The following is a 218-nucleotide window of genomic DNA, read 5'->3' on the forward strand; positions in this document are numbered from 1 at the left end:
ATAAAGCTGATGGGGGCGTATACGGCTACCAGTGTGAGCGTCATCGCCACGACCGGCAGGGCAACCTCGCGCGCCCCCAGCAGTGCCGCATTGTAGGGGGTGGCACCTTCCTCGATATGTCGGTGCACGTTCTCCACCACCACAATCGCATCGTCCACGACGAGGCCGATGGCAATCACCATGGCCAGGAGTGTGAGCAGGTTGAGGGAGAAGCCCAT

1 protein-coding gene is annotated in these 218 nt (G+C 61.5%); it reads right to left on the reverse strand.

The annotated features are described in order from the left end of the window. Positions 1–218: efflux RND transporter permease subunit (locus A3709_RS17380; RefSeq protein ID WP_156507829.1), on the reverse strand; the 218-nt coding region annotated here is incomplete at both ends.

Origin of the sequence: Halioglobus sp. HI00S01 (genome assembly GCF_001635445.1) — a bacterium.
Lineage (GTDB): Bacteria > Pseudomonadota > Gammaproteobacteria > Pseudomonadales > Halieaceae > Halioglobus > Halioglobus japonicus.